The organism is Novosphingobium profundi (genome assembly GCF_020524485.1).
Taxonomy (GTDB): Bacteria; Pseudomonadota; Alphaproteobacteria; order Sphingomonadales; family Sphingomonadaceae; genus Novosphingobium; species Novosphingobium profundi_A.
This window is the reverse complement of the sequence record NZ_JAIVLF010000001.1, coordinates 1310474-1334254: the sequence shown is the minus strand read 5'-3', so window position 1 is coordinate 1334254 and position 23781 is coordinate 1310474. Positions and strand designations below refer to the sequence as shown.

At 66.4% G+C, this 23781-nt stretch carries 14 protein-coding genes; 3 read left to right on the top strand and 11 right to left on the bottom strand.

The window, feature by feature from the left end:
* The first annotated feature begins 19 nt into the window (after nt 1–19).
* Entirely contained in the window at nt 20–979 is a 960-nt protein-coding gene (locus tag LC060_RS05860; RefSeq protein WP_226633430.1) for a toxin-antitoxin system YwqK family antitoxin, read from the top strand.
* On the opposite strand, the gene LC060_RS05855 is transcribed toward LC060_RS05860, so the two are convergent.
* Nucleotides 976–1794: a GDSL-type esterase/lipase family protein gene (locus LC060_RS05855; protein ID WP_226633429.1), complete on the bottom strand. Its 819-nt coding sequence runs from the start codon at nt 1792–1794 to the stop codon at nt 976–978. The genes LC060_RS05860 and LC060_RS05855 overlap by 4 nt on opposite strands.
* Before the next feature lie 210 nt (nt 1795–2004).
* Between LC060_RS05855 and LC060_RS05850 the strand changes: the two genes are divergently transcribed.
* Complete coding sequence (locus tag LC060_RS05850; RefSeq protein ID WP_226633428.1) at nt 2005–3732, top strand: arylsulfatase; 1728 nt, start codon at nt 2005–2007, stop codon at nt 3730–3732.
* A 73-nt stretch (nt 3733–3805) separates the two neighbouring features.
* On the opposite strand, the gene LC060_RS05845 is transcribed toward LC060_RS05850, so the two are convergent.
* Together LC060_RS05845 and LC060_RS05840 are read right to left on the bottom strand one after the other, a co-directional pair.
* Entirely contained in the window at nt 3806–5539 is a 1734-nt protein-coding gene (locus LC060_RS05845; protein ID WP_226633427.1) for a sulfatase, read from the bottom strand.
* The gene (locus tag LC060_RS05840; RefSeq protein ID WP_226633426.1) at nt 5536–6879 is read right to left on the bottom strand and encodes an MFS transporter; all 1344 of its coding nucleotides are present in this window, start codon (nt 6877–6879) and stop codon (nt 5536–5538) included. The genes LC060_RS05845 and LC060_RS05840 overlap by 4 nt, the downstream gene beginning before the upstream one ends.
* Nucleotides 6880–7065: 186 nt before the next feature.
* Between LC060_RS05840 and LC060_RS05835 the strand changes: the two genes are divergently transcribed.
* Complete coding sequence (locus LC060_RS05835) at nt 7066–8124, top strand: LacI family DNA-binding transcriptional regulator (protein WP_226633425.1); 1059 nt, start codon at nt 7066–7068, stop codon at nt 8122–8124.
* Between the two features lie 29 nt (nt 8125–8153).
* Here the strand turns inward: LC060_RS05835 and LC060_RS05830 are convergent, their stop codons facing one another.
* From LC060_RS05830 to soxR, 8 genes are all read right to left on the bottom strand, one after another.
* Complete coding sequence (locus LC060_RS05830) at nt 8154–9842, bottom strand: glycoside hydrolase family 3 protein (protein ID WP_226633424.1); 1689 nt, start codon at nt 9840–9842, stop codon at nt 8154–8156.
* A gap of 104 nt (nt 9843–9946) precedes the next feature.
* On the bottom strand, nt 9947–12229 hold the full coding sequence (locus LC060_RS05825; RefSeq protein ID WP_226633423.1) for a TonB-dependent receptor: 2283 nt from the start codon (nt 12227–12229) through the stop codon (nt 9947–9949).
* 381 nt (nt 12230–12610) lie between these two features.
* The gene (locus tag LC060_RS05820) at nt 12611–15802 is read right to left on the bottom strand and encodes an autotransporter outer membrane beta-barrel domain-containing protein (RefSeq protein WP_226633422.1); all 3192 of its coding nucleotides are present in this window, start codon (nt 15800–15802) and stop codon (nt 12611–12613) included.
* Nucleotides 15803–15867: 65 nt separating this feature from the next.
* Entirely contained in the window at nt 15868–18201 is a 2334-nt protein-coding gene (locus tag LC060_RS05815; RefSeq protein ID WP_226633421.1) for a TonB-dependent receptor, read from the bottom strand.
* Nucleotides 18202–18244: 43 nt separating this feature from the next.
* Nucleotides 18245–19231 (bottom strand): FecR family protein, encoded by a 987-nt coding sequence (locus LC060_RS05810; RefSeq protein ID WP_226633420.1) that lies wholly within the window; start codon nt 19229–19231, stop codon nt 18245–18247.
* 45 nt (nt 19232–19276) lie between these two features.
* Nucleotides 19277–19807 carry an RNA polymerase sigma factor gene (locus LC060_RS05805; RefSeq protein WP_226633419.1) on the bottom strand — a complete coding sequence of 177 codons (531 nt, stop codon included), beginning with the start codon at nt 19805–19807 and terminating at the stop codon, nt 19277–19279.
* 86 nt (nt 19808–19893) lie between these two features.
* On the bottom strand, nt 19894–23142 hold the full coding sequence (locus LC060_RS05800; RefSeq protein ID WP_226633418.1) for a glycoside hydrolase family 2 TIM barrel-domain containing protein: 3249 nt from the start codon (nt 23140–23142) through the stop codon (nt 19894–19896).
* A 92-nt stretch (nt 23143–23234) separates the two neighbouring features.
* Nucleotides 23235–23684, bottom strand: a complete 450-nt coding sequence (gene soxR, locus LC060_RS05795) for a redox-sensitive transcriptional activator SoxR (protein ID WP_226633417.1) — start codon at nt 23682–23684, stop codon at nt 23235–23237.
* Nucleotides 23685–23781 lie beyond the last annotated feature (97 nt).

Genomic DNA, 23781 nt, shown 5'->3' with positions numbered 1-23781 from the left:
AATCCTTAGAACGCGCCCCATGTCCTTGCCTATTCACGGAAGTTTGGCCCTCATCGCCGCCGCGCTCGCCGCCGCCCCAGCCCATGGCGCCCCCTCCGAGGCGGTCGAGAAGCCCTACCAGCGCGACTATTCCGAAGCCGAACTTTGCGCCGTTTCGCAGCGCGACGCCTTCACCGGCATTCTGGATCTTCGCGAAGCTGACGGCACCTTGCGCCGCCGCGTCGAATGCCGTGACGGGCGCAAGGACGGCCTCGACCGCCAGTTCTACCCCACAGGCGTGCTGGCGGTGGAGCGTAGCTGGAGCGAGGGCGCGCTCGATGGCCTCTACCGCCACTGGTCGGACGAAGGTACACTCCTCGAACGCTGGACCTATGGCCCGCGCGGGCTTGAGGGCGACTACTACGTCTTTCACGAGAACGGCCAGCTCGCCTCCAAGGCGCATTGGCGCGAGGGCAAGCGCGATGGGCCTTACATCAACTACGCACGCGACGGGCGGCTCAAGGAATACGGCAACTACCGCAGGGGCCGCGCCGACGGGGATCAGGTGGAATACCGGAGTTCGGGCGCGGTCGGCCACAAGCACTACGCCATGGGGCGTCCCGTCGGCCCGCAGCCGCTGTGGAGCAAGGACGGTACGCTGCTTGCCCTGGCCGAATACGACGAGGCGGGCCGCTTCCTGCGCGGCGCGGCCTACAACCTAGACGGCTCGATGCGGCGCGAAAGCCATCCCCTCGACATTCCCGGATACGGCCGCGGGCTGGAGACGACCGAGTACAACGGCTGCGAGACACGCACCGTCATCCAGAGCGGAACGGACGATCCGCGCCGCCTTGCCGAAATGGGCTACTCGCTAGCGCCCGGCGTCTATCGACTGGAAACAATTCACCGCTGCGGCAAGCTGGTCGAGCGGGTCGAGGCCTTCGATCACGAACTCCTCACGCCCGCCTTCCACGCCGAACCGCCCGAGGATTGTCCTTAGTCGGCATCCCCAAGCGTGTGGGCGATGGCGGCCTTCGCCAGCGGGGCCATGATTGCATAGCCCTTTGCGGTAGGGTGTACCCCGTCCGAAGAGAGCCCCTCGCCCATCGCCCCGTCGGGCGCGGCAAGCGCGCTCCAATAGTCGACGTAGGTGAACTCTTCGCGCGCCGCATAGCCCTTGAGCCAGACGTTGAGCGCGCGCACCTGCGGATCGGGCGTCTTGTCGGGCGCCCAGGGAAAGGCCTTTGCCGGAGGCACCGAGCCCAGGATCACCTTGATCCCGTGCGCACGGGCGAGTTCGGCCATGGTCTCGATGTTGCCGGTGACCTGTGCCATCGTCGCGGCTCCGGTGTTGCCGGCAATGTCGTTGGTCGCGGCCAGGATATGGACCGCGCGGGGCTTCAGATTGAGCACGTCTTCGCGGAAACGCACCAGCATCTGCTGCGTGGTCTGGCCCGAGATGCCCCGATCCACCCGGCCGTCTGTCCAGAAATCCGGGTCGATGTTCTGCCAGTTGTCCGTGATCGAATCGCCCATGAAGACAACTTCCACCGGAGCGTTCTTCGCCTTGAGCGCCGTGTTCGCCTCGGCGTAGCGGCACAGCTGGCCGAAGTCGCGCGTCAGCATGTGGAGGTTCCACAGGTGCCAGCCCTCGCCATCGCTGGGCATGGGATGGTGCGGGCATGGCTCCTCGACGATGCCCACCGGGTCCTGCGCGTGGGGATCGCCATCCACGCGCGTCTGTGCCCCGGCAGGCGCCACCAGCGCTCCAGTCAGGGCAAGGGCTCCGGCAATCGCGGCGGCGGCATGGCGCATGGCTTTACTCATCCTCTCGTGCGCGGGTCTCTCCCGCAGTGCTTTGCGTGCGGAGAAGAGCTAGACCAGCGCGGCACGCTTGAAAACGGCGAATGTTCCCAGCCCCTTGGGCCTCGCAACCTTTTGCCCCTCGCCGGATTGCGATACGCGAGGGACAGGCAGGCCGTGGCGCCTTCCTCCAGGCCAGACAAACGACAGGACGCGAATTTGATGATGAAGGTTTCCCGGCGCCGCTTCGCAGGCACGCTGCTGGCGGGCTCCATGCTGGCCGGACCGGCCCACGCGGCGACCCGACCGGCGTCGAAAAAGCCCAATATCGTCACCATCGTGCTCGACGACATCGGGTTTTCGGACCTCGGCTGCTTTGGCGGGGAAATCAGCACGCCCCACATCGACGCGCTGGCAAAGCGCGGACTGCGCTACAACCGGTTTGACACCAAGGCCGTGTGCTCCACCACGCGCGCGGCGCTTCTCACCGGGCGCAATGGCCATTCAGTCAACTTCCCCGACGTGCCCGACACCAATTTCGGGCCCTTCGCAGAGCGCTACGACGCCAACGCCTTCCGCCTGCCCGATGACATCCAGACCACGGCAGAGGTCCTGCAGGACGGCGGCTACGCGACCTGGCTGCTGGGCAAGTGGCACCTCATCCCGACCGACGAACTGGAGCCGGGAACCTCGCGCCGCAACTGGCCCCGCCAGCGTGGGTTCGACTACTTCTACGGCTTTGCCAAGGGCTGGACCGACCAGTACAAGCCCGACCTCGTCGAAAACGACGACTACATCGACCCGGACCTGCCCAGCGACTACCACTTCTCGGTCGACATGGCCGACAAGGCCATGGCGCTCGTCTCGGCGCACGTGGACAATGGCGAGCGGGATCGCCCGTTCTTCCTGCATATGGGCATGGGCGTTGCCCATTCGCCAATCCAGGCCCCGGCCGAATACTCCGCGCGCTACGCCAACCGCTACCGCCGCGGGTGGGATATCGTGCGCGGCGAACGCTTCGCGCGCATGAAGGACATGGGTCTGATCCCCGCCGATTGCACCCTGCCCCCGCGCGAGGAGGACGACCGCGCCTGGGACGATCTGAGCGAGGACGAACAGGTCGTCTTCGCCCGCTACATGGAAGTCTACGCCGGTTTCATCGAGCACGCCGATGCCCAGATCGGCCGCGTGGTCGAGCACCTACGCTCCCACGACCTGCTCGAAAACACGCTGATCGTCGTCCTCTCGGACAACGGGGCCGCCTCGGAAGCCGGCCAGCGCGGCTTCTTCGAGGGGCTCTACCAGGCCAACACGCTGACACCTGCCGAGCAGCGCGCGCGCATGATCGAACTGGGCACCGTTGCCACCCAGTCCGAATACCCCCGCCCCTGGGCCAGCGCGAGCTCTGCGCCATTTCGCCGCTACAAGCTCTGGCCGTTCCTGGGCGGGGTACGCACCGCGCTGATCGTGTCCTGGCCCGCGCATGTCCGCACAGGCGGCGCGATCCGCGAGCAGTACGTCGATGTCGTCGATGTCGGCCCGACCCTGCTGGACGCCGCCGGTCTAGACTTTGCGCCCACGGTGAACGGTTCGACGCAGCGTCCCGTGGCTGGCCGTTCGTTCCTGCGCACCCTGAACGACGCCCATGCACCGGGCCGCCAGCGCCAGTTCTTCGAGCTGCGCGGCAACCGGGCCATCACCGATGGGAACTGGCGCGCCGTTGCCCTGCACGATTGCGCGTCCGACACCTTGGCACACGATCAGTGGCAACTCTTCAACACGGCCGAGGACTTTGCCGAAGCCCATGACATTGCCGCCAGCCACCCGCAGAAGCTCGCCGAGATGCAGCGCCTCTGGCACCGCGAATGGACGCGCTGGGTGGGCCCCGAACTGACCCCGCCGCCCGCCAGCTTCTGCATGCTGGCTGGCGACATGAGCGTTCCGCACTAATCTCCAGAGCAACGAAAAGGCCCGGCCGCTCCCACGAGCAACCGGGCCTTTTTCACATCTCCAGATGCCTGGTTCAGTGGCCGCGGCGATCCGGCACGTAGCGCTCGCCCTTGCGGTCGGCCTCGATCTTGGCCTCGGTGTCGGGATAGAGGTCGTTCATCTTGCCCGGAAGGTTGGGCTCTGCGTACCACTCGCTCGGGAAGTCGGCCGCGCGGTGCCCATCCTTGTGGCGCAGGACCAGGCCCTTGCTGGCGCGCTGCGTGTAGGGGATGTCGTGCTTGCCGCGCTGGTTGGCGAGGTCGGCATAGAGCGCGGCACGCAGCTCGTTCTTGCGGTCAAGCTGGGCGGGATCCTCGATGCGGTTGTGCAGTTCCTCGGGGTCCTGCGCCACGTTGTAGAGTTCCTCGGTGTCCCAGATGCCGTGGTACTGGATGTACTTCCACCCATCGCGCTCAATCGCGAAGGTGGTCGGCGTCTGCGGGAACTGCCAGTCCCAGTAATACTCGTAGACGAAGTCGCCCGCGTTCCAGTTTTCCGGCGCGGTGCGCCCCTCGGCGAGCGAGAGGAAGCTCTTGCCTTCCATCTGTTCGGGCTCGGCCACGCCCGCCAGATCGAGGAACGTCGGGGCAAGGTCGAGGTTGCGCACCAGGTTGGGCACGGTCTTGCCTTCGGGCACGATCTCGGGCGCCCAGACCACCATCGGCACGCGCACCGAAGGCTCGTAGGCGTTGCGCTTGTCGATCAGGCCATGGTCGCCGAACAGGAAGCCGTTGTCGGAATAGAACACGATCATCGTGCTGCGATCGAGCTTGTTCTTGCGCAGGTACGTGAGGATGCGCCCCAAGCTGTCGTCGACCGAGCCCAGCGTCTCGTAATAGCGCCGGATATACTCAGGCAGCGGCTCGTCGGTGTGGTAGGGGAAGTCCGCGCCGTGCCAGCTGTTGCGCTGGTTGCGCACCCACATGGGCTTGCCTTCGTTGTTGCGTGGCGTGTCCGCCCAGCTCTCGGGCAGATCGACGGCAAGGTCCGCGTATTCGCCCTTGTGGCTTTCCTCAGGCGTCGGGTCGGAGTGGACCGCCTTGTGGCTGAGGTAGAGGAAGAAGGGCTGCTTCGTGTCGCGCTCCTTCAGCCAGTCGAGCGCGTAGTCGGTGAGTTCGGTGGTGATGTACTTCTGGCGGTTCACCTCCACGCCATCGACGTTGAGCTGCTGGCGCTTGCCCGCCGCGATCTCCTCAGGCGAAAGACGCTCGGTCGGGAAATAGGTGCCCTGCCCCTGGAAGCTGACCCAGCGGTCGAATCCGGGGCGCGGGTCCGCGTTGGCATCGCCCATGTGCCACTTGCCGAAGAAGCCGGTCTGGTAACCCGCCTGCTGGAGATAGCTGGGGAAGAAGGTGAGGCCCTTCTCGCTCGAATTGGTGTTGTCGATCACGCCGTGGTTGCGCGCGGTCTGGCCGGTCAGGATCGTCGCGCGGCTCGGGCTGCACAGCGAGGAAGTCACCACTGCGTTCGGGAAATAGGTCCCGTGGCTCGCCAGATAATCGATGTTGGGCGTGTTGAGACCGGGCGTCAGGAAGCCCATGGCATCGAAGCGCAGGTCATCGACGAGCACGAAGATCATGTTCATCGGCTTGCCATTGACGGTGCGCACCGGCTGCGCGCCCGCCTGCGCCGCAGGGGCCGCCGACTGCGCCTGCACCGGCGCGGTGGAGAGCGGCAGGCTGGCGATCGCCGCCGTGCCAGCGAGAGCAAGTGCCAGCTTCTTCATGCGCGCGCCAAGCGGGCTCTTGCGCGAGGGGAGGTTCTTCATGCCACACTTTCCTTCCGGGCAGATGCCTTGAGGCCGGCCATGCCCACCAGCAGCAGGACGAGAGCCAGCGGCGAGGCCACCGCGCACACGAGCGAAATGGATTCGCCCACCCGCGCCGGGTCACCAAAGACGAGGTCGGTCACCAGCGCCACGGCCGTCGGGCCGAGGGTGGAGCCGATCAGGTTGATCGAGAGCATGTAGACGACCGAGACCATCGCCCGCATGCGGTTGGGGGTAAGCCCCTGCAGCGCGGCAAGACCGCCGCCGAAGTTGAACCCTGCAAAGAAGTTCATCGCCCCGATCCCGGCGAGCGCCAGTGCGGCGGTCGGCATCAGCGGGAAGCCGATGGTCAGCGGGATCAGCGCGGTAAAGCCGATAACGGCGGCCTTGAGGTTGCCATAGGGCGTGCGCTTTTCCAGCGCGCTCGCCACAAAGCCACCCGAAAGCGCGCCGCCCGTGCCGCAGAAGAACACGATCCAGCCATAGGACGCGCCGATCTCGCTGATGTTCATGCCATAGGAGCGTTCCAGGAAGGCCGGGATCCATGCGCCTGTGCCGTTGCCCACGAAGATCATCAGCGAAAAGCCGACGATGATCCCGAAGTAGGCACGTCCGTGCGTGCGCAGCTGGCCGAAGAAATGGCCCATGGGCGCGGCCGCAGGCTGTGCGTCGCTGACGCTGCCACGGCGCTTGGGCTCACGCACGAGGAACATCGCGAGCGAGAGCAGCGCGCCGGGAATGCCCAGCAGCAGGAAGATGATGTGCCAGCCCTTCATCGTGCCGAGCAGCGGAATGAGAACATCGGAATTGGGCGGAATGGCGCCTGCAATGAGCCCGCCCAGGATCAGCGCGCCCGCGCCCCCGAAGTAGACGCCCATGTTGTAGACGCCCATCGCCAGACCCAGCTTCTCTTTGGGGAAGTAGTCGGCGAGGATCGAATAGGCCGAGGGCGAAAGGCCGCCCTCACCCACGCCCACCGCGATGCGCGCGGTAAACAGACCGGTGAAGCTGCGCACCATGCCGCAGGCCGCCGTCGCCAGGCTCCAGATGAAGATCGAGGCCGCGATGATGTTGCGCCGGTTCGAGCGGTCCGCCACCCAGGCCACCGGGATCCCGACAAGGACATAGAACAGCGTGAACGAGAGGCCGTAGAGCAGGCTCATCGCGGTATCGCTGACCCCGAAATCCTCCTTGATCGGCTGCACGAGGAGCGCCAGCGCCTGGCGGTCGACAAAGGCCAGCGTATAGGCCAGCATGAGCAGGATCGCGGCGGTCCACGCTTCGCGCGCAGGTGGCCAGGGCGCCTCGGTGGCGGCCTCGGATGCGGGGGTGGCGGTCATCGGGATCCTCTCGCAGTGCGCATTATCGTTTGCGCCGTGTTCTTTAGCGTGCAGTCTGGCGACACGAAGCGATTGCACCTGTACGAACTGTCTTGCAAGACAGGACGGCATGACGCAATGTAGCGCTAAATTGCTAGTGAAAGCTCGGGCCCTTGTCAACCAGCCCGGGGAAGACCGGGGACGTGGATGATGGACAAGAAAGTGGGCACACGATCGCGCAGGCGTTCGGGCGGAGGGGTCACGATGGCCGCCGTGGCGCGCCATGCCGGTGTCTCTTCGATGACGGTTTCCAATGTTCTCAACAACAAGCCCAGCGTTCTTCCCGCCACGCGCGAGGCGGTCCTCAAGGCCATCGCCGAACTCGACTACCGGCCCAACACCGCCGCGCGTGCGCTGGCCAGCGCAAGCAACTACCGCATCGGCCTGTTCCACCGCGACAGCGACAGCGCGCTTTTGAGCGCGATGCTGGTCGGCGCACTAAATGCCTCGGCCCGGCTTGGCGTCCAGCTCAACATCAAGGTCTACGACCAGAAGAGCCCGCTCGATTCGGTGCGCGACTTCCTCAGCACGTCACCCGACGGCCTGCTCCTGCCCCCCCCGCTGTGCGAACGCGTGAGCGCGGCAGGCCTGCCTGAGGAATACGACGTGCCCATGGTCGCCCTCGCCGCGGGCCGGGAACTGGGCAACATGCACTGCGTGCGCATTGACGACGAACAGGCGGCCTACGAGACGACCGGCATCCTGCTGCGCGCAGGGCACCGCCGCATCGGCTTCGTGCGCATTCCCAGCCTTGCCGGGGAAAGCCGCTTTGCCGGCTACGCCCGCGCGCTCGCCGACCAGGGCCTCGCGCTGGATGAAGCGCTGGTCTGGAACGCCCGGCCGACCTTCGATGCGGGCCTGCGCCTCGCCGAGGAAATACTGCCCGGCAAGCGCGCGATCACCGCCATGTTCGCAGGCAACGACGACATGGCCGCCGCCTTCGTGAACGTGGCGCTGCGCACGAACCTGCGCGTTCCCGAAGATATCTCGGTGGTCGGCTTCGACGACACGCCCATCGCGGTGAAGATCTGGCCCGCGCTCACCACCGTGCGCCAGCCGCTCGGCGAGATCGCCGAAGTCGCCACCCGTCATCTCGTGGCCCAGCTGCAGGCGCGCGACAAGGAGACGAAGGCAGCTCCGGGCGGAACCACCTTCGTCGACTACCAGATCATCGAGCGGAATTCGGTTGCGCCCCCTTCGTCCTGAGGCGCGTTGCGACCCGAAGCGCTCTGGTTTCAGTAGCGAAGCTGCTCTTCGCCACAGAAGGGATCGACCGGGCTCACGCCCGTGAACGGCGCCTTGCCGAGCAGCCGTTCGACCAGCGCGGTCTGCACCGAAGGCAGCGCGCTGTAGCCATTGATGTAGGTGCGCACGTCAGGCGCATCGTAAAGGTAATAAGGCTGACCCAGCGAGATCATCAGCGTCGGGATCTCGCGTGAGAAGCGCTTCATCGCCTTGCGCGCACCGCCGTGGAGCGCCGTCCAGTCCAGGTAGATGTGCGAGAGGCTGGCGGTTGCCTCCTGGCCGATGAGGTAGACGACAAGATCGGTGTCTTCAGGAGCCGGAGGGGTCTCGGCGTCGTACATACGCAGGTCGAAACCGGCCTTGCGCATGTCCTCGCAGAACACATCGAGACTGCGCGGCAGCGCGCCCGATATGAAGTTCCAGCCTTCCTCGGCCAGCAACACCACGCGCCTGTGGCGCGCAGGGTCAAGTGGGAGCAAGTCCTGCGCATCCTTGACCAGCGTGATCGCGCGCGCGTTGGCCTTAGCCGCCACGGCCTCGCTCTCGGGCGTGGAGAGACGCGTCGTGCCCTCCTCGAGCGGCGGCACCCATTCATCCAGCGTCATGCGGTGAAGGCCAAGCCGAGCCTTCAAGGTCAGGATCATGCGCACGGCATCTTCCAGACGCTGCTCGCTCAGCGCGCCGCGGCGAAGGCCGTCCATCATGTGGCGATAGTCCCCGCCTGGATCGGGCGAGAACAGGAACATGTCGCAGCCATTCTCAATCACGGCGGGCACGGCCTCGGCGCGCTCCTGCCAGCCGGTGAGGCCGCCCATGGGCGTCGCATCGGACACGATCAGGCCCTTGAAGCCCAGTTCGCCGCGCAAGAGTTCGAGGTTCAGGCGCTTCGAAACCGACGCGGGCACGAACCGCCCGGCCCCGGCATCCGCGGGAAAGGCGGCGGGCAGCGCGATATGCGCGGACATCACCGACATCACGCCCTTGGCAAACATCGTGCGATAGATCTCGCCGAAGCTCGCGTGCCACTCGTCCATGGAGAGGCCGTTGACACTGGTCACGAGGTGCTGGTCGCGATCATCGATGCCATCGCCCGGCCAGTGCTTGGCGCAGGTGGCGATGCCGCCCGCCTGGAGCACCTCGGTCATGATCCCGGCTTCGCGCAGGATCGTCGCCATGTCCGAGCCATAGGAACGTGTGCCCACGACCGGGTTGCGGAAATTGCAGTTGATGTCGACGACCGGACTGAAGGTCCAGTTGAACCCCTGGCGGCGCGCTTCGCGAAGCACGATCGCCGAGATACGCCGGGAGAGGTCCTCGTCCGCGCAGGCGGCAAGGCCCATCTGGTTGGGAACGGCGGTGGCGAAGGCCTGACTGACCGTGCCCCCTTCGATATCGCCGCTGATGAGCGGGGGAATGCGTGATTCCTGAATGGCCGCGCGGGTCGCTTCCCAGGCCGCCTTGAGGTCGTGCCCGGGGAAGCGGTGGATCCCGCCCACGCCCAGTGCGCAGTGGCGGGAAATTTCGGCGAGGTCATCGCCGATCGAACTGAGTGCGAAGAGCTGACCGACCTTGCCCTCGACGCTGAGCGTGTCGAGCGTGGCCTCGACCCAGGCCCGATCCTCGGGCGAAAGCGCCAGGGGATCGATGGTCACAGGGTCATTCAGTTCGCATTCGGTCATCTAGGCCAGGTCCATCTTGGTGGCGGATGTGCTGGCGGCGGCCCTGGGAGGAGGAGGAGAGAGCGGGCCGCCGCCAGACGGTTTTCCTGAGGGAGGGTGGGCCCTCAGAAACTGTAGGACGCGCGCACACCCCAGTAGCGTGCGCCATCGCGCAGGACCTGCTGGTAGGTGCGACCGCCGTTGAAGCCGGAGTCGAAGATGTTGGACACGTTGTTCTGGTCGAACAGGTTGCGCACGAAGACAGTCACCGAGTAGCTGTCATCCTTCGATTCCACACCGGCCGAGAGGTTCACCAGGCCAAAGCCCCCCTGCGCGGCGCGCGGGTTCTGGTCGATCTGGTAGGACACCTTGGTCTGGTAGCTGCCATCGACCATCACGAAGCCGTCGACAGGCGCGCTGTCACCGAAGGGCACGGTCTGGCGCAGCGAGCCGGTGAGACGGAAGTCCGGCGCGTTGGGCAGATCGCCACCCGAAAGGTCCTGCACACCATCGACGCAGCCCTCGGCCGCGGTCTGGCCGCGATAGCACGGGCCGAGCGGGAAGGAATCGATGCGAGCGTCGAGCAGCGTCATGCCCAGGTTCAGCGTGGTCAGCGAAGTCGGGCGGACCGTGCCTTCCAGCTCGATACCCTTGGTCGAGGTCGAACCGGCGTTGAGCAGGTAGAACGCGACGTCACCGGGCAGCTGTGCCTGCGACTGGAAGTTCTTGTACTTGGTGTAGAACAGCGCTGCGTTAAGCGACCACACACCATCCAGGCTCTGCAGCTTGGCACCGATTTCGAAGGCGTCGGACTGCTCGGCGTCGACCGGCTCGTAGCTTTCCTGCGCACCGAAGATCAGGTTGAAGCCCTTGCCCTTGTAGCCGCGCGAGTAGCTGGCGTAGGCGTTGCCGAGGCTGCCCAGCTGGTAGCGCAGGCCGATCTTGCCGACGAGCGCGGTGTCGCTGGTCTTGCCATCGAAGTCGGCCGGGACGCCGGTCGCGCCGCCAAGCGCGCTGTCGCCAGCCACCAGCACGTCGCTGGGGTCACGGTACACATCCCAGTCCAGCGTCTCGTGGAGCAGGCGCAGGCCACCGAACATCTCGAGCGTGTCGGTGAGGTAGATGTTGGTGCTGGCAAAGACGGCAAGGTTGGTGTTCTTGGTCGAACCCGTGAACTGGCCGCTGCGCGGGCCGGTCGGGAAGATCTGGCGACGCTGGAAGCCGGTGTCGAGGTCGAGCAGGAAGGCATAGCCGCCAAACAGCACGTCGAAGCCGCCAAGGTCATCGGAGACCACGCGCAGTTCCTGCGAGTACTGCTTGAGGCTGGTGGTGCCGGTGTTGACATCCCACAGGTTCACGCCGGGGACGGGCTCGGAGAGCGAGGTGTAGTCGACGTCGGCGCGGGCGGTGAAGTCCCAGCCACGCACGGCCGTGATCGAGACCAGCTGGAGATCATCGTTCAGGCGCGCCTGGACGCGGCCCGAGACGCCCCACTGTTCACTGTCGTTGGTGGTGTCGGCGTTGAGGTTGACGTCGCGGTTCTTCGCCGAAGGGACGACCGGGGACACGGCGTCGGCATAGGCCTGACCATCGACCGCGCGCAGGGTCGGGCTCGCATCGTTGGTGCCGTTGCGGTAGTCGCCGATCAGCGTGATCTTGAGGTCGCCATGCGGCTCGTAAACGAACTTGGCGCGGCCACCGTAGTTGCGATAACCGCCCAGCTTGTCATCACCAATGCCCGAGACATTGTCGATGAAGCCGTCGAAATCCTTGTAGTAGCCGCTGACGCTGAGGCCCGCGTCCTTGGCCACCGGGCCCGAGATAATGCCGCGCGCCTGCCATTCGCCGCCCTGGGCGAAGCTGCCGTCGACCTTGCCCGAGAGGTAGGAGGTCGGATCCGACGTGGTGACCGAAACGAGACCGGCCGAGGCGTTCTTGCCGAACAAGGTCGACTGGGGACCGCGCAGGACTTCGACGCGCTGCACGTCGATGAGGTCCTGGAAGCCCTGACCTGCGCGCGCCATCACGACGTCGTCGACGACGATCGAGACGGCAGGCTCGGTCGCGACCGAGAAGACGGTGGTGCCGATACCGCGAATGTTGAGCGAGCTGTCACCCGGATTGTCGCCCTGGGTGAAGGTGAGCGAGGGAGAGACCTGGACAAGACCCTCGACCGCGCTGACGCCTGCTGCCTGCAGCTGCTCGCCGCTGACAACCGAAACCGCGATGGGAACTTCCTGAAGCGTTTCCTCACGCATGTTCGCGGTGACGATGATGGCGTTGCCGGTGACGGTGTCTTCGGCGGCAGCTTCGGCAGCCATGTCCTGCGCAAAGGCCGGAGCGCCCAGCGCCAGTGCCATCACACCGGCCGCGATACCGCAGGCCAGCTCAGTCTTTCGGAAATTCATCGGATCCTCTCCACTAAACACGTCAGGCTTCAATGCGACCCGCATCGGCCTGTTGTTTTTTAGCGCTAAATCATTTGCCCGGATTTCGTCAAGCCAATTTGGCAAGTCGCTGATTGTGCGTCGGCTTTCCCCGCAATGCGTTGCAAAATGCGCACAGTCGGTCGGGCCCAAAACACACCGAAAGCCCCGATTCGAGCGGTTTTGAAGGCCTTTGCGAATCTGCGGAAAGGGTGATCCTCGACCGATACAATCCGGCCTACGGAATGCAAAAGACCCCCGATTTGCACCGGGGGCCGAGGCACTTCCTGCGCGATGCCCGACAGGCGGCGAGGAGGGAGCGACACCTGGGCGCCGCCCTCCCCACCGGCCTGTCGCCGCGCTTTACCACTTCACGGTGACGCTGCCCCGAAGTGCCAGGGCGACCTCGCCGTGACGGCGATCCGCCGAGAGCTCGCCGCCCATGATGAAGCCGCTGGGACCGCCATAGGCCCGCAGGCGTCCGTACCAGCCGCCGGTCGTGCCATCGGGATCGAGCCGGAAGGCCTCGCCCGGCTCGACATCGCCGGTGCCGAAGCGCGCCGTGGTCGCGCCAAGGCCGCCACTCAGCACTTCGCGCCAACCGCCTTCGGTCTCGATCCGCATCCAGCCTTCATCGCCCGCCGACATGCCCAGCACATCGACACCCACGGTCATCCCCGCATTGAGGCCGAGCTCGTCGCTGGTGCGATCCTCGACGAGAAGGCCCAGCGCATCATCGCCGGTTTCGCCGTAACCGTCCTCCTTCAGGCGCACGTAGTCGAACGAGACCTGAGGACGGAAGAAGAAGTGCTGGCTGCCTCCCTCGGCCGAGATGCCGCCGATGGCGCTGACGAAGCGGCCGTTCCAGCTGCCATCGATCGTGCGTGTGACGGTCTCCTGCGCCGTCACGCCCGAGAAGGTGCGCTCGCTGTCGAAGTCGGCATGGCCGATGGAGGCGCGCGCAAAGCCCCCGATCGGACCGAAGTGCCCGCGCCAGTGCACCGCGCCCTCGACCAACTGGGACTTGACCTCGCTCGCCGCGCCACTCGTGTGCTGGTTCCAGATGTAGGAGGCCGTCGCGCCGAAATAGCCGATGCCGGTGCGGTATTCCCCGGTAAGCGACCAGGCATAGCCGTTGAGATCGTAAGCGGCGGTCGCCTGGGTGTCCTTCTCGCTCCCCCAGAAGGCCAGGTTCACGTTGGTCGAGAAGCGGCTTTCATCGCCTGCGGGATGCGGCGGATCCTGGAGCTGGCGGGCCAGCGTGCGCACGCCCAGGCTGATCCCCTCGAAGCCACCACCCGCATGGTCGGGGAGCATCTGCCCCACGGTGTCGCGGAAGGTGTCGCCATCGGTGATGGCAAGGAACACATCCTCGATCTCTTCATCGGCGGCAAGGGCGGCAAAGGCCGCGTCGTAGGCGCTCGCCTGCGAACGGTTGAGCCCCAGTTCCTCGCGCGTGCGGCGCGCGATGTCGACAACGATGGAGTTGGCCCCTGCCTCTTCATCAAGCTGCGCCTTGAACATGAAGGGCACCAGGTCGGTGACGGTCTCGATATTGTCGCGCCCTTCCAGCGTGCCCGCCGTCAGGACTTCGTAGCTGCCTTCGGCGGTCGTGACATCGGCCAGCCGCAGAGCGAGACGCGAGCCCTCCGCGAACCGCGCAGTACCCGCCACATTGTAGGCGCTGCCCTGTCCCGGCGCGGAATCGAGTGTGGCCACCAGGACACCGCCCTCCCCTACATCGAGCGAGCCGATGCTGGCCGGACTGCGCAGATCCAGCGCCCCGCCCGAGAGCGTGACCGCGGCCTGGCCCGCATTGACGAGCGCTCCCATGAAATAGGCGTTCCCGGCAAGGTCCAGCCGGTCCGCACCGCCGCCAAAGTCGAGCGTACCTTCATAGCTGGCCGAGCCTTCCAGGCTGACCCGATCCGCCCCCGAACCGAACGTCACATCGCCTGTCTGCACCGCATCGCCCGAAAGCGTCAGCGTGTTGTTGCCTGCCCCGAAGGCAACATCGCCGGTCAGCGTACCATCGGCAATCGAGAGCGTGTCGTTGCCGCTGCCAAGGCGTACATCGCCGGTAATCTCGGGGGCATCGTAGCCTGCCGCGACCGCCGTCTGGCGCACCGTCACATGCCCGCTTGCCGCGGACAGGTCGATGGCGACGTTCGTGCTGTCCGAACCGCTGGCGATGATCGCGCCACTGTTGTCGAGCGCGGTCAGCGTGCCGCTCTCATCGCGCACGGCATAGGTCGTGCCGTCCTCGCCGCTCGTCGCCTGGATCGTACCGCTGTTGCGCAGCGCTCCAAGATTGGCGCCCTGCTCCACGTGAATGGCGCCGACCTGCTCTCCGCCCGAAGCGCGAATGGTCCCGGCGTTGCGCAGTTCGGGGACATCCGCGCCCGCGCCGATACGCACCGCCGTCGCATTGCCGCCATCGGACAGCGCAGCAATAGTGCCGTTGACACCGATCCCGTTGGCAATCGCGACATCGCCGCCCTGCCCGCCGATGACGAGCGCGCTTGCATCAACGCCTTCGTAGAGGCCACGCCCCTCGATCACGCCGTCGACCTGAAGCCCATAACCACGCGCCGTGCTCTCGACCGCGCCGATGGCGATATCCCTGTCCGCCGCCCCGATGACCATGGCCGGAGCCTCGCCGTAGGAGACGACGCGGGCGCTGCCTTCGTCGGCATCAGGCAGGCCGTCGCCATCCTCGTCATCGACATCGGGATCCGCGTCGGCCGGCGCGACAGCGAGCACGATACCGCCTGCGACATCGCCGCCTATCACCAGCGCCGAGCCGCCCTGGAGCAGGTCGTCGGCATCGAGGTCCGAAGGATCGGCCGGAACACTGGTATAGCGGTAGCCGGTGGCAGCAAGCGTGCCCTGCACCACCATTGCGCCGCCCACATCGCCAGAGACGCGCGCGCCAATGGCGTCCTCGCCCTGCGCACTGATCGTCCCGGCGAGGCGCACGTCGCCGGAGATGTCCCCGGCCTCGATGCCAACCGAGCGATCGCCCGTCACCACCGTTTCGCCGTCATGGACAAGGTCCCCTGTCAGCGGACCGCCAAGGGCGATACCGGCCGAATCGTTGCCCTGCACGGCGATTTCGCCGCTGTTCGTGATCGTGCCCTCGTGCGCGCCCATCGTGCGGATGCCCTGCCGATTGGAACCCAGCGCGAAAGGTCCGTCGAGATCGCCGTCGTTGTCCTCGTCTTCCGGGGCATAAGGCTCATCCACCGTGATCGTGCCGGTGTTGGTGATGTCGCCCTGTGTTCCCGCTTCGGCAAGGATCCCGGCGTGGCCGTTGCTCACCGCGATTTCGCCCGCATTGGCGACGGCGTGATCGCTGTCCATCGTCACCGCCGTGCCGCCCGTGAGAGTGACCGAGCCATCCTCGGTGATCGCGATGGACCCGGGCGCGCCATCAGCAATGGTCGAGGTCCGCAAGGGGGATGTGCGGGCGTCGGTGACGTCCTCGGCTACCGCAGGCTGCGCAGCGGCGGCCAGAGCAAGAACAGCGGTAGAGGTGAGCAGGTATCGCGGCATTTCAGTCCCTTCAGGTCGTTTTGACCGATAGGACGGAGCCACGGGCGGACAGCCTTGAAAAAATCTTAGAACGCGGTGTCGAGACCAATGCGCAGCGTGCGTGGGCGCAGCGGCGTGACCTGCTCACGCCCGGTGCCGAACGGCGTCCCCAGGGCGAAACGGTTGCCGCGCACGTCGGCGATATTGGTGATGCCAAGGGTCACGCCCAGACGCTCGGTGCCCACCCGCAGCAGCGCGCCGGTATCGAGGTAGTCGCCCTGCGGCGCGCCGAGTTCGGGCCCCACGCCAAGACGCGAACGCCCGACGTAGCTCGCCCACCCTTGCGCCTTGAGCCGGATATCGCCGCGAAGCTCATGATCCCAGCTCATCGCCACGCGCGCAGCCAGATGGGCAATGTTGGGCACCTGCCTCGAGCGCGTAGCAAGCAGCATGAGCGGAAGCGCAGGCTCATCCACCTTGCTGCGGTTCCATGAAATGCCCGCCTCGGCCCGAAGCCCCCGCGCCAGGCGCAGGCCGCCGGACGCGCTCGCCGTCCAGATCCGTCCGTCCCCGATATTGGCCGTACTGGGAAGGCCGCTCGCGTCGATGAAGTCGGCCTGTATGTCCTGCCAGCGCGTGTAGGAGAGCGAGAGCGCAAAATCGAACGCGCCGCGCCCGCGCTGGCCGTGACGGGCGCCCACCTCGAAGGTCTGCGTATGGTCATCGCGAAAACGCCGCACGTACTCGCTCTCGATAGCGAGGCCACCGGGACGGAAGCCCTCCTGATAGCGCAGGAAGAGCGAGGCCTCGGGCGCGAGTGTCAGATTGAGCGCCGCCGAGGGCAGGACAGTCGTGAAGGAGCGGCGCGCGGCAATATCCATCGCGGCATGGGCGAGTTGGATCTCGGGCCGGATATCCTCCCCCCCGCCGCCCAGCCGCGAATGGGTGATGCGCGCGCCCGCCGTGGCGACGAGCGGGGCGGCAAGGCGTAGGCTGGCCTCGCCATAGAGCGTGCCCTCGTCCACGACATTGCGCACGCCAGCCGGGATCGCGCGCAGTGCAAAGGACGTCAATGTGCGGTTGAGGCGCGTCTCGTTGTGGGTGAAACTCACCCCTGCGACCCACCCAAAGCCGCCGCGCTCGCTCTGCCAGAGCCGAGTTTCGTGGGCTACCATGCGCGTGCGGTTGGCCTGCGTGAAGAGGCGCGGCGGCCCGCCTTGCGGGGTCGCATCGAAATTCTCCCGCAAGGTCTGGCGCACGAGGCCCGTTGTCGAGCGCAGGCGGATAGCTCCAAGCCTTCCCGCCACGACGAGTTGCCCCATGGCGTAGTCCGCATCAGCCCGCTCGGCCACGTCCGCACCGTTCTCCAGCCCAGATCCCTCCCGGTCGGCGTACTGGCTGTCGGCGTTGTCGGTCCGCTGGCCAAGGGCCATCAGCGTCACCGACCAGTCCGGCGCAGGTTCGAGCCGCAAGGCCACGCGCCCGCCCAGAATATCGCTGCCATTGACGTTGCGGCCCTCGATGCGCGGCTTGTCGATGTAGCCGCCCAGATGCTGTGCATCGAGGGAGGCGCGCAGACCCACGCGCCCCTCCACCAGAGGCAGATTGAGCATGGCGCTGCCATCGAGACCGGGTTCACCATGGCGCGTAAAAGACCCGCCCAGGGCGGCGGAGCCAGTCACGTCGCCAACGTCCGGTGCATTTGGGACCAGCCGGATGATCCCGCCCAGCGAGCCTGCGCCGTAGAGCGTGCCCTGCGGGCCCTCCAGCACCTCCACGCGAGCCATGTCGGTGAGGCGCAGGTCCGGGTCGGGCGCATTGTAGGTGAGGCGCATGTCACCCAGGTACTGCCCCACGGTCGCCTGCGTGGGGCCAGTGAAGCTGGAATCCGCGATGCCGCGAATGAACAGCTTGTTGCGCCCGCTGCCCAGGTGCGTGGAGGCGACCGTGGGAAGCTGGCGCGTGATTTTCTCGGTCCCGCCGATGCCACCGGCCTCCAGTTCCTCGGGCTCCAGGATCGCGACCTGGGCCGGGAGGTCGCCAAGCGCCAACTCCCGCTTACTGGAAAGGACAATGATCGGCGCGCCTGCGATTTCGCGGGGAGCTACCAGCACCTGCGGCGCGGCACGGGGCGGGCGCGCTGGCCCGGCAACCGGCTCGATGCGCCAGGCCGCCGGGCCGGTCGCGACAACGCGTCCCCCGGCCGCACGCGCCAGCCGCCGCACCGCCTCAGCCGCAGGAATGCGCGCATTGAGCGCGGGCACCGCGCGGCGCGCGAGCGCAGGATCAAGAATAACGACACTCGCCCCCGTCTGGCGCGCAATCGCGATGGCAGCCTGCGAGGCGCTACCGGCGAGGGTGTGGACACGGCTTTCCTGCCCCCGCGCAGCCGTAGAAACGGGAAACGCGCTGCCCAGCACCAGGGCCAGCGCCCAGAGAAAGGCTCAGGACATGGCGCATGGCTCAGTGGGAACTCAGGCTCCACCCTGCGCCTTCGCGCGTAACGCCAAGGCCAAGCAGCGCGCCGAGCGATTGCGGGTTGGTACGGATCGGCTCGACCTGCAAGGATCCCGAAACCGTGCGCCCGCGCGCCTCAGGGTGCACCGAAAACGCAATTCCGGTCGCCCGCGTCAGATCGGAGGCCACATCGCCCAGCGGGGCATCGACGAAGGTCAGGCGTCCCGCGCGCCATTCCCCGACCTGTTCGGGCGCAATCGCGGCCAGTTCGAAACGATCCTCCCCGGCCGCCCGGCTCAGGACCTGGCCGGGCTTCACGCGCACCTTCTCACGGTCGGGATTGACCTCGACCTCGCCCTCGGACACCGCGACCCGCAACGCCCCGTTCACGTGCCGCACGTCGAAGACCGTGCCGATATCGCGCAGCCGCTCCTCGCCCACGGCGACTTCAAAGGGCGCATCGGGATCGTGGCGGACAGAGAACAGCGCCTGTCCCTGCTCCAGCCTGACAAAGCGTGCGTTGCCCTGCTCCATCGCAAGGCGGGTATCCCCGCCCAGTGTCACGGTCGTCTCGCCGCCCAGGCGCACGGTGCGCGTCTCGCCCGCTGCAGTGGCCACCTCGTAGGTAGCCGGGCCGCTTTCGTGCCAGATGCCGATCCCGGCAGCGAGCGCCACGCTGGCCGCGAGCGCGCCTGCCAGCCAGCGCCGACGCGGCACACGGGCGTAGCTTTTTAGCGTGTCATCGACAAAGGCCGCGTTGCCCTCAGCCTCGTCCGGCGAGGCGATGGCGGGCTCGGTATCGTTGGCAGGGACAGTCCGTGCCAGGAGGTCGGCGCCGTCCAACGCCGCCGCGCACGCCGCGTCGTAGGCCTCGCCATGCGCCGGATCCTGCTCCAGCCAGGTGGTAAAGGCCTCCCAGTCATCAAAACCGGGGTCCTGTGTCCGCACCGCCCAGTCGAGGGCCTGCGCGCGGATCGTCTCGTCAATGGGCACCACACGTTCCTTTCATGACGCAGACGGAGACATCGGCCCGCAGCCTCATGGCTCCTCTCCTTCGCCGTGCCGTTTCCATTCCTCCAGAGCGCGGTAGGCCTTGCGCAGATCGCCCTCGACCGTGCTGAGACTGATGCCCACTTCGCGGGCGACGTCCTTCTGCGCCATGCCCTCCACCCGGTGGAGGCGAAAGACCCGGGCGACCCGCGCGCCAAGACCATCGAGCATCGCCAGCACGCGCGCGGCTTCGCGTGCGGCAAAGACCTCGCGCTCGGCCGAGGGGTGGGGCGAGGCTTCCCCGCTCAGCGTCTGCGCCGCGCTCCATTCGCGCTCACGCGCCTGGGCCTTCTGCTGCGAACGATAGCGGTCGATCATCAGCGAGTTCGCCACCGAATGCAGGTAGGCCAAGGGCGCCGCCACCGGCCCGCTTTCGCGTGTGCTCACGCGCAGCCAAACCTCGTGCAGGATGTCCTCGGCCGCCTCGCCCGCACCGCGCGCGCGCAGGAAGCGCAGCAAGTTCTCGCGGTGCGCAAGGAAGGCGGCTTCAAGGCCCGATGGCGGCGTGGTCTCAGACATCCCAGTTCATTCGTTCACATCGTCTGAGTGCTAGACGCTAACCCTGACAAGGGAAAGCACCAAGACCGTGCCCGCGCCATTCCGGTTCACCTGTCCCCACCTGGACGCGCACCCACAGAGGGCTCACCGCTGGTGGAGGAAAGACGGATGGTGAAGGTCGTCGGCTCCACCTTCGGGCGGTAGCGCGCGAGCGGCTTGCCCTCTTCGCTCCACTGCGTGTCGCCGCCCAGGCCCCACTGCGCCGCATCGACCAGCAGCGTGCCGTGATCGTGGGGCCGGATATCGCTCGACTTCCAGGTGCCGGGCGCGCGGCGGTAGAGGTCGGAATAGGGGAATGCGAGCGCGTTCATCATCAGCGGCCGGTCGCCCGCCACGCGCAGGGCCCGCCCCCCACCGCTCAGAGTCATCCACCGCACGTCGGTCTTGTTCCCGGTTTCCTGCGGGCGAATGTAGTCGTGGTCCTGATCGGCAAGCGCGCCGCGCCACAGGCCAATCGGGGCCGAGCTCTTGCGATCGGCATAGCTTTCGTGAGGGCCGCGCCCGTACCACTCGACCGTATCCATGGCCTCGGGCAGTGCAAACTTCACGCCGATGCGGAAAGGTGGCGGCAGGTCCTTTGCGACCGGCTCGAAATGGGCCGTCAGGCGTACGCTCCCGTCCCCGGCCATGCGGTAGCGGTTGGTGAAGGTTGCCTGCCCCTCGCCCAGCGTGAACGTGACGGCGACCTCTCGCGCGCCATCCGTTGCGCGCTCAATCTGCAAGTCGGACACCGAACGGGTCTCGCTCAGGGTCTTCCAGACGGCGAGCTGGTCACCAGTGCGCGTACCGACATTGCTGTCGGTCAGCGCGCGCCAGAAATAGGGCTCGCCCCCTGTGGCGAGCGCCTGGCCCTTCGCATCGAAGCTGCGAATGAGGCCAGTCTTGCGGCTGATCGCAAGCGAACTGCCCGCAGCCGAGAGGATGACCTCTTCGCCCTCGTCTGACAGGGACACCGCGCCCGAAGCCTCCTGCGGCAAGGATGGGACCGCACTGTCCAGCGCAAACTGTTCGAAGGCCATGACCTGCCCCGCCTCGACCAGCGGAATCTGCCCCTCGCTAGCCTTGGCCTCTACGGTCACGAAATACTCCGCGTCCGCCTTGCGCGGGTAGCTGCCGAGATTGAGCGCCATCGTGCCGCTCGCGCGCGCCGCGATGGCGGGCGCGGCCAGATCGCCGGTCGCGACGTCCACGCCGTTTTCCTGCAAGGTCCAGGTGAAGCGGTAGCGGGAGAGGTCCGCGAAGTCCTGCCAGTTGTGGACCCTCAGCGTGCCGCCCGAAAGGTCAAGGTCGGAGAAGGCCACCGGCGCATAGACCTTGCGCAGTTCGTACAAGGCCGGGTTGGGCGTGCGGTCGGACTGGATGATCCCGTCGCCGAACTCGATGTCACCGCCGGGATTGGGACCGTACTCGCTGCCATCGGCCCAGTAGCGGGTGCCATCTTCGGTGGTACCGAACATCGACTGGTCGACCCAGTCCCAGATGAAGCCTCCCTGCAAGGTTTCGGGGTGAGCGTGTATCGTGTCCCAGTACTCGGTCAGGTTGCCACCCGAATTACCCATCATGTGCGCGTACTCGCACTGGATCATGGGCTGGCCGTAGGACCAGTTGGTCGCGTAGTCGGCCATCTTCGCGGCCAGATCGTACATCGGCGCATAGATATCCGCATACCAGTTGGGGCGGTGATCGCCAAAGGGCAGCGGGCCCCAGCCAAGATAACTGATGAGGCGGCTCGGATCACGGTCCCGCGTGGCCTTGGCCGCCTCCTCGAAGGTCGGGCCTATTCCTGCCTCGTTGCCCAAGGACCAGAACAGGATCGAGGGGTGGTTCTTGTCGCGCTCGACCATGTTGGCAACGCGCGCGAGGTGCGCCGCCTTCCACGCCGGGTCGAAGCCGATCTGGTACTTGGCGCGCTCCTCGGGATGGCGGTTGCCATAGTCCATGTACTGGTGGCTCTCGATGTTGGCCTCGTCCATGACGTAGAGGCCATAGCGGTCCGCCAGCTCGTAGATGTAAGGATCGTTGGGGTAGTGCGCGGCGCGGATCGCGTTGACGTTGTTCGCCTTCATCAACTCGACGTCGCGTTCCATCGATGCGCGCGAGATGACGTGGAAGGTTTCCGGATCATGCTCGTGGCGGTTCACGCCCTTGATCGTGATCGGCTTGCCGTTGACCGCGACCTGGCCGTTGAGCACCTCGACCGTGCGAAAGCCGATGCGGGTCGGGGTGGCCTGGAGAAGCGCGCCGCGATCATCGAAGAGTTCGACGAGCAGCGTGTAGAGGTTGGGTGTCTCCGCGCTCCAGCGGCGCACGTCCGGGACTTCCCCCGTCAACGTAACCCGCTGCTCAGCCTCCGTTTTCGCGAGCTTCACCTCGCGCGTCAGCACCTCCTGCTCGCCGTCGAGCAAGGTGATCCGCGCCCGCGCCGAGGCGCCCGGCGACAAGGCGAGGTCGACGGCCAGTTCGCCGGTGCGGTAGGCGGCGTCGAGCCCGGCGTGCGCGAAGACGTCGCGCACCCGGCGCGTGGGCACCGCCTTCAGGTAGACCGACCGCTCGATCCCCGAGACGCGCCAGAAGTCCTGATCTTCCAGGTAGGAGCCGTCGGACCAGCGAAAGACCTGGATCGCGATGGTGTTCGCGCCCGGCTTCAGGGCAGAGGTCACGTCGAACTCGGAGGGCAGCTTGCTGTCCTGCGCATAGCCCACCTTCTGCCCGTTCACCCACACGTAGTAGGCCGAGCCGGCCGCTCCGATGTGCAGGATCACCTGCTCGTCCCCGCTCCAGCTTTGCGGGAGGGTGAAATCGCGCCGGTAGGAGCCCACCGGGTTGGTCTCGTGCGGGATCAGCGGGCGGTTGGCCGGGAAGGGATATATCCAGTTGTTGTAGCGCGCCTGCCCGAAGCCTTCAGCCTGCCAGTCCGCGGGCACGGCAATGTCGCGCCAGCCCGACACATCGAAGCCGGGGCGCTCGAAACCTTCGGGGAGCGCATCGGCGCTGGGCGAGAAGGCGAACTTCCAGGTTCCATCAAGGCTGAGATAGCGATCCGAGCCGTGCGGATCGCCTTCAAGCGCCTTGGCACGGCTTTCATAGGGAAAACCCGTAGAACTGGCCGGAAGCGTCCCTTGCGCGAAGACCGCCGGATTTTCCCAGTCGGGGCGCGAAGGATCGACCTGCACGGCCTGCACCCGGAGATCCGCAGCGCCCCCAGGCGCGCTCGCCAGAAGCGTTGCCAGAGCGGCCAGGCCCACGCCGGTCCCATCGCGGCGCGCCGTTTTCCTCGCGCGAACGCCCTCACCCATCATAGTCAATCCAGTCCCGTTTCTTTCGTGCGCGAAGGCCATGTGGCCGCCTCACCCGTTTCCCTCATCTCTGCCCGTTCGAGCACCCGCATCTATTGCGGCGTCGTGAGCAATTGTGGCCCGGCGCCTTCTTCTCCAAGGACATCATCGGGATTGCGCAAAGGGCAATCTTTCAAGGAAAGACAACCACATCCGATGCACGAGCCGAGCTGATCGCGCAACTGCGTCAAGGCCGTGATCCGCTCGTCCAACATCGCGTGCCAGTCCTGACTGATCTTCGCCCATTCGTCCACCGTGATCGGCGTCGCGGGAAAGCGGTCGAGGTGCTGCTTGATGATCGAAAGCGACACCCCGGCCTTCTGCGCGACGCGGATTATCGCGATCCGGCGCAAGGTGCCACGGGCATAGCGCCGCTGATTGCCGCCTGTCCGCCAGCCCTCGATCAAGTTTTTCTTTTCGTAGAAATGGATCGTGGAGACCGCGACGCCGCTGCGGCGGGCCAACTCCCCGACACTTAGCGCTTTTTCCCGATTGACCGGCATCGTCCCAACCTCTCCACTTGCATTCGCTGCAAGAGGCAGCGGTCCGTGCGATCCACGAGGTGCCACAGATAGTGCTTGACCTCAACCATTGTTGAGG

What these genes read in the sequence shown, in the direction of transcription:
- LC060_RS05860 (WP_226633430.1), top strand. Translation starts at nt 20, where the DNA reads ATGTCCTTGCCTATTCACGGAAGTTTGGCCCTCATCGCCGCCGCGCTC.
- LC060_RS05855 (WP_226633429.1), bottom strand. Translation starts at nt 1,794, where the DNA reads ATGCGCCATGCCGCCGCCGCGATTGCCGGAGCCCTTGCCCTGACTGGA.
- LC060_RS05850 (WP_226633428.1), top strand. Translation starts at nt 2,005, where the DNA reads ATGATGAAGGTTTCCCGGCGCCGCTTCGCAGGCACGCTGCTGGCGGGC.
- LC060_RS05845 (WP_226633427.1), bottom strand. Translation starts at nt 5,539, where the DNA reads ATGAAGAACCTCCCCTCGCGCAAGAGCCCGCTTGGCGCGCGCATGAAG.
- LC060_RS05840 (WP_226633426.1), bottom strand. Translation starts at nt 6,879, where the DNA reads ATGACCGCCACCCCCGCATCCGAGGCCGCCACCGAGGCGCCCTGGCCA.
- LC060_RS05835 (WP_226633425.1), top strand. Translation starts at nt 7,066, where the DNA reads ATGATGGACAAGAAAGTGGGCACACGATCGCGCAGGCGTTCGGGCGGA.
- LC060_RS05830 (WP_226633424.1), bottom strand. Translation starts at nt 9,842, where the DNA reads ATGACCGAATGCGAACTGAATGACCCTGTGACCATCGATCCCCTGGCG.
- LC060_RS05825 (WP_226633423.1), bottom strand. Translation starts at nt 12,229, where the DNA reads ATGAATTTCCGAAAGACTGAGCTGGCCTGCGGTATCGCGGCCGGTGTG.
- LC060_RS05820 (WP_226633422.1), bottom strand. Translation starts at nt 15,802, where the DNA reads ATGCCGCGATACCTGCTCACCTCTACCGCTGTTCTTGCTCTGGCCGCC.
- LC060_RS05805 (WP_226633419.1), bottom strand. Translation starts at nt 19,807, where the DNA reads ATGTCTGAGACCACGCCGCCATCGGGCCTTGAAGCCGCCTTCCTTGCG.
- LC060_RS05800 (WP_226633418.1), bottom strand. Translation starts at nt 23,142, where the DNA reads ATGGGTGAGGGCGTTCGCGCGAGGAAAACGGCGCGCCGCGATGGGACC.
- soxR (WP_226633417.1), bottom strand. Translation starts at nt 23,684, where the DNA reads ATGCCGGTCAATCGGGAAAAAGCGCTAAGTGTCGGGGAGTTGGCCCGC.